This window comes from Planktotalea sp. (assembly GCF_018607965.1).
GTDB lineage: Bacteria > Pseudomonadota > Alphaproteobacteria > Rhodobacterales > Rhodobacteraceae > Planktotalea.
Window position 1 is genome coordinate 1 of the sequence record NZ_JABBAM010000127.1, and the last position, 4,754, is coordinate 4,754.

5 protein-coding genes and 1 pseudogene are annotated in these 4,754 nt (G+C 53.3%); 5 read left to right on the forward strand and 1 reads right to left on the reverse strand.

All coding sequences use genetic code 11. The features are described from left to right. Positions 1-3: 3 nt before the first annotated feature. A complete protein-coding gene (locus QZ279_RS11895; RefSeq protein WP_293451134.1) occupies positions 4-774 on the forward strand; it encodes an ATP-binding cassette domain-containing protein in 771 nt (256 codons plus the stop codon). A gap of 44 nt (positions 775-818) precedes the next feature. Then, a complete protein-coding gene (locus QZ279_RS11900) occupies positions 819-1,544 on the forward strand; it encodes a transporter substrate-binding domain-containing protein (protein ID WP_293451126.1) in 726 nt (241 codons plus the stop codon). Between the two features lie 65 nt (positions 1,545-1,609). Here QZ279_RS11900 and QZ279_RS11905 read toward each other — a convergent pair whose 3' ends face one another. Next, entirely contained in the window at positions 1,610-2,689 is a 1,080-nt protein-coding gene (locus tag QZ279_RS11905; protein ID WP_293451128.1) for an FAD-dependent oxidoreductase, read from the reverse strand. 100 nt (positions 2,690-2,789) lie between these two features. Here QZ279_RS11905 and QZ279_RS11910 point away from each other — a divergent pair, with 100 nt between their 5' ends. The 3 genes and pseudogenes from QZ279_RS11910 to QZ279_RS11920 form a co-directional block, all read left to right on the forward strand. Further along, positions 2,790-3,671: an ABC transporter permease subunit gene (locus QZ279_RS11910; RefSeq protein ID WP_293451130.1), complete on the forward strand. Its 882-nt coding sequence runs from the start codon at positions 2,790-2,792 to the stop codon at positions 3,669-3,671. After that, positions 3,671-4,480 (forward strand): amino acid ABC transporter permease, encoded by an 810-nt coding sequence (locus tag QZ279_RS11915; protein WP_293451132.1) that lies wholly within the window; start codon positions 3,671-3,673, stop codon positions 4,478-4,480. Before QZ279_RS11910 ends, QZ279_RS11915 begins: the two co-directional genes overlap by 1 nt. Positions 4,481-4,489: 9 nt before the next feature. After that, positions 4,490-4,754, forward strand: a pseudogene (locus QZ279_RS11920) (glutamine synthetase); the annotation flags it as partial.

The window sequence follows — 4,754 nt, forward strand, 5'->3', positions numbered from 1 at the left end:
GTCGTGAGCCAAGCTGACACCGTCATAGAACTCCGCGACCTTCATAAAGCCTATGGCAATTTGGAGGTCATCAAAGGCGTGTCCATCGCCGCCAAGCGCGGTGATGTGGTGTCCCTAATCGGTTCGTCTGGTTCGGGAAAATCAACACTTTTGCGTTGCGCGAACCTGCTTGAGGACAGTCAACAAGGCGACGTTCTGTTTAAGGGTGAACCAGTTAAATGGGCAGGCACTGGCCATAATCGACGTACCGCCGACAACGCCCAAGTCATTCGTATTCGCACGAACCTGTCGATGGTCTTCCAACAGTTCAATCTGTGGTCCCACATGACAATCTTGCAGAACGTAATGGAAGCGCCGCTTACCGTGCTTGGTCGGGATCGCGATGAGGTGGATGCCTCCGCGCGCAAGTATCTCGACAAAGTTGGGATCGGCGATAAATGCGATGTCTATCCTGCGCAACTATCAGGTGGTCAACAACAACGCGCCGCAATTGCGCGCGCGTTGTGTATGGAACCCGAAGCGTTGCTGTTTGACGAACCGACATCAGCGCTGGACCCTGAATTAGAACAAGAAGTCATTCGGGTGATTAAAGACCTGGCCGCCGAAGGGCGCACCATGATGATCGTGACCCATGATATGAAATTGGCCGCGGATGTTTCGGATCACGTCGTGTTCCTGCACCAAGGCTTGATCGAGGAAGAAGGCGCGCCCAAAGATCTATTTGGAGCACCTAAATCAACCCGCTTGCAGCAGTTTATATCCAGCACTGCGTGAGCTTAAATGCTAACAAACGAAAACGACACCTAGGGAGCACTACAATGAAAAACCTTATTCTTAGCACAACCGCACTGGCCCTCACTGCCAGCCTCGCGTTCGCAGACAGCCACGCGACAACTGTTCGCCTTGGCACAGAGGGCGCGTACCCTCCCTATAACTTCATCAACGACGCTGGCGAAGTCGACGGCTTTGAGCGCGAAGTTGGCGACGAGCTGTGCAAGCGCGCAGAATTGACTTGCGAGTGGGTCACAAACGAATGGGACAGCATCATTCCGAACCTCGTTTCTGGCAACTACGACGTCATCATCGCAGGCATGTCCATCACGGATGAGCGCGATGAAGTCATTGATTTCACACAGAACTACACACAGCCTGATCCATCTGGTTACATCGCGCTTAGCATGGATGTTGATCTGGCAGGCGGCGTCATCGCAGCACAAACGGGCACAATCCAAGCGTCCCACATCGCTTCTACTGGCGCGACACTTGTTGAGTTCGCAACACCAGAAGAGACAGTAGCAGCTGTTCGTAACGGCGAAGCAGACGCGGTACTGGCGGATAAAACATATCTCAAGCCAATCGCTGACGAAGACGCATCCTTGATGCTGATCGAGCAAGAAGAACTGCTTGGCGGCGGCATTGGTCTTGGCCTGCGCGAAAGCGACGGTGAGTTGAAAGCCAAGCTCGACGCAGCAATCACATCCATGAAAGCGGACGGTTCTTTGAACGCGTTGATCGCTAAGTGGGAAATCGGCGAAGAATTCTAAAGCACACCTGCTTTTGAGAGTTGAAACGGCGGCCTTTTAGACGGGCCGCCGTTTTTCGTTGCAAATCAGCTAAAGCGTTGAGGTCTAAACGCTGATAACCAAGGTGTTGTCTGATCGTTTGGCCCAGCCAAAATTTCTTGCGCGATCAAATCACCCATCAACGCCCCAAGCGTCACGCCCGAATGCATCGTGGCCACGTAAAGCCCATCCGCAACAGCGCCCACAGCTGGGAACCCGTCCTTTGGAACAGGTCGGTTCGCCAGCTGCATCGCGGCCATGTCCAACCCAATCTGAGGAAAAAGCGCACGCAGACGTGTCATGGCTTTTTCAGCCGCAACATCAGGATGCGCACTTAGGACCTCTGACGCATCCGCTTGATGCCCAATGGAGGCAGGCGTCATCAGAGATCCATCAGGCAATTGCCGCACTTCCCCGAAATCCGTCGCAAGAATATGAGAGATTTTCGCGGCAATCGGTTTCGTGCGCAGAACCAAAGCCGGGCGATGCAGCATTGGTAACTTAATGTTCAACGTGGCTAATAGCTGTTGGGTTCCAATGCCCGCAGCAACCAGAACCTGATCCGCCTCAAAAACACCTTCGCTCGTTTGAACACCAACAACGCGCCCAGCTTTTTGAACAAACCCCGTCACATGGAATCCGCGTGCAACTCTTGCGCCAAGCGACACCGCAGCACTCAACAAACGCTCCGCCAGCATCGTCGGTTCTGCGGATCCTTCCGCTGTAAAATGGATCGCACGGTCCGGTATTTTGCCCAAATCAGGTTCAAGCACACCAATAGCATCCCGTTCGATAATCTTGCACGGATACCCCTGTGCGTGGAGCGCGTTGTACTGCGCCTCAAAGGCAGTGCCCTCAAATTCCCAACACAAGCCACCACACCACGTTACGGGAATACTCAAACGTTTCTGAAGCCTGTGATAGGCCGCAATCCCTTCGACCCGCAGTGCAAAATACTCAGGAGTTTCAAAGAATGACGCGTTGATCCAGCCGAAACTCGCATCCGTAGCGCTTGCGCTACTTGCATCCAGCACCAAAACATCCGCACCTTTCGCGGCCAGTTCAAACGCCGAACATGCCCCGATTAAGCTGCCGCCAACAATAACGACCTTCTGTTTTGCCGTCATAAACTGATAACCTTTCGAAAACTTCTGCCAATCGCACGTTTCAGGCTTGGCCTAAGCCACGATATCCTGCAACCCTACGCCTAGCAAAAAAGAAAGTCCGATGTTTAGTTATTGCACTGACCCTTCCCAGTTAAGCGGCCTGACATGGCTTTCGTGCTACCTGACAACAGGCAAGCACATGGGGTTCTATGCATCCTTTGGCACCGTCCTTTTGCTACTCGCGATCACCGCACCCACTGCGCTGGCATTCGGCTTTTTCGGCGCGTCCTCTGCACGTTCCAACATCGCACCTTTGCGTTGGATCGGTAAAGGCTACATCGCAATCGTGCGCGGCGTGCCCGATATCGCGTTTTTCTTGTTCTTTATCATCGCCCTAGATCAAGGCATCGAATACCTGCGCCACAAAGCGCTGTGCCGTGATTGGGATCAACCGATCCGCCAAGGCAACGATTTCATCGTCTGTGATTCGGCCAAGATGCCACTTAGTTCGGCCCCGCAATGGATCCATGAAAGCTATGGGTTCAGCCTTGCCGTCCTCACCTTTGCCATCGTGTTCGGTGCATTTGCAGCCAATGTGCTCTTTGGAGCCATGCGCGCCGTACCGCGTGCTCAAATCGAAACGGCAGAAGCGTATGGCATGACACCGCGCCAAAGTTTCAGACGCATTCTTGTGCCGCAAATGTGGGTTTTCGCCCTGCCTGGACTGAGCAATCTTTGGATGGTCCTTATCAAAGCGACGCCGCTGTTGTTTCTACTTGGCGTCGAAGACATCGTCTATTGGGCGCGCGAACTAGGCGGCACGAAGACAACACGCTTCACCGATTACCCCCACGGCGACTGGCGCATGTGGTATTTTTTATTCCTCTTGGTTTTCTATCTCGCGTTCACAAAGGTATCTGAAATTGTCTTGGAACGCTTGATGAAGCGCCTGACGCGAGGCCAAGCCACCTCAGGCGGCGAAGCGCAAAGGAAGGCCATCTAATGGAAGAGTGCCTTCAAACCATCACAGATTACGGATTGCGATCCATCGGCGTAGGCCAACGCCTCTTGCCAAAAGAAGATTTCACACTGTGTGAGCAGGTCACCTTGATCGGCTCTGGCATGATCTGGAACATCTATTTCGGCATCGTTGCATTGTTGTTCGGCTTCGTGTTTGCGACCGCGCTCGCACTAGGAAAAGCTGCACAAAATCCGTGGCTGCGCAAACCCGCCGAATGGTTCATTTTCCTGTTCCGCGGCTCGCCGCTGTTTATCCAGTTCTTCTTTGCATACTTCCTGTTCTTATCGCTGAAAGGCGTAAGCCCCATTTTTGACGCGTTCACGGCGGCGTGGTTAGGGGCGTTGATCGTTCTGTTTTGCAACACATCCGCCTACACTGGCGAAATCTTCTACGGTGCTTTGCTGTCAATCCCCAAGGGCGATGTTGAGGCCGCCGATGCCTATGGCTTAACGGGTTGGCCACGGTTCAAACGCATCATATGGCCCACGATGCTGCGCCTTGCGTGGCCCGCCTACACGAATGAGGCGATCTTTTTGTTTCACGCCACAACGCTGGTCTTCTTCACAGGCTTCCCTGCATGGCAGCAACGCGGTGATGCACTGTATTACGCTAATTACTTCGCGGATAAGACATTTAACCCCTTCGTGCCTTACCCCATTTTGGCCGGCTTTTTCATCATTCTGACCTTAATCGTAATTTCGCTGTTCGGGCTCGTGAACCGCCGCTTAAACAAACATCTTCCCCAAGAACGGCGTAGCAAAATCAAGTATCGCCCTACTCTCATTCGTTAAGAGGCCCCAATGGACACTTGGCTATCGCAGCATCCCGAAGTTCGCTCCATCCGCGTCGCAGCTTGTGATCTGAACGGTCAAGCGCGCGGCAAACGCATCCCCACGCGCTTTGCAGGAAAGATCATTGAAGAGGGCAGCCGTTTTCCATTTTCTGTTCTGAACCTTGATATTTGGGGCGAGGACATCGAAGACAGCCCACTGGTTTTTGACAGCGGTGATGAAGACGGCGTTTTACTGCCAACCGAACGTGGCTATCTGCCGATGCCGTGGCTTG